Source organism: Streptomyces sp. 13-12-16, assembly GCF_002114215.1.
Classification (GTDB): Bacteria; Actinomycetota; Actinomycetes; order Streptomycetales; family Streptomycetaceae; genus Streptomyces.
Genome location: NZ_NCTE01001301.1, coordinates 1 through 968 on the forward strand (window position 1 = coordinate 1; position 968 = coordinate 968).

Here is a 968-nt window from a genome sequence, read left to right on the forward strand (position 1 = left end):
AGCTCCGGGTGCTCGCGCAGATGCTCCGCGAGCCGCGACGCCCACGCCTCCAGCCCCTCCACGCTGCCCGCCGAAAGGGTCAGCAGGCGAGGGCCGCCGCCCGCCGGGCGCGCCGTGCGCGCCGGCGCGGGCGGGGCCTCCTCCAGGACGGCGTGCGCGTTGGTGCCGCCGAAGCCGAAGGCGTTGACGCCCGCCCTGCGGGGACCGTCCGACTCCCAGCCGGTCTCCCCGGTGACGAGGGCGAACCCGGACCGTTCCACCGCGGGGGAGGGCGGGGTGTGGTGCAGCGAGGCGGGCAGCCGGCCGTGGCCGAGGGCCAGGACGACCTTCACCAGCGAGGGCAGCGCGGCCGCGTTCAGCAGATGCCCGATGTTGGTCTTCACCGAGCCGAGCAGCCGGGGCCGGCCGTCCGGACGGCGCGGGAAGGCATGGGCCAGGGACCGCAGTTCGATCGGGTCGCCGACGGCCGTGCCCGTGCCGTGCGCCTCGACGTAGGTCACCGACGCCGGGTCGACGCCGCAGTCCCGGTAGGTGCGGGTGATCACCTCCCGCTGGCGCAGCGGGTTGGGCGCCAGCAGGCTCAGCGACGTGCCGTCGTTGTTGACGGCGGTACCGCGGACGACGGCGAGCACCGTGTCGTCGTCACGGTGGGCCTCCGCCAGCCGCCGTACGACGAGTGCCGCCCCGCCCTCGCCCGGTACGAACCCGTCGGCCGCCGAGCCGAAGGCGCGGCTGCGCCCGGTCGGCGACAGGGCCTGTGCCGCCTCCAGGGAGCGGTGCGCGGCCGGGGTCAGATGCAGGTTGACGCCGCCGACGACCGCGAGGTCGCACTCGCCGTCCGCGAGGCTGCGCCGGGCCAGGTGCAGGGCCACCAGGCCCGAGGAGCAGGCGGTGTCCACGGCCAGCGCCGGGCCGTCCAGGTCGAGGCAGTGCGCCACGCGGGCGGCCACGAGGTTGGGCAGGTTGCC

1 protein-coding gene is annotated in these 968 nt (G+C 76.8%); it reads right to left on the reverse strand.

The genetic code is table 11. The features are described 5' to 3' along the window. Positions 1-968 (reverse strand): polyketide synthase (locus tag B7767_RS40130; RefSeq protein WP_143652925.1); only part of this gene is annotated, 968 nt, incomplete at both ends.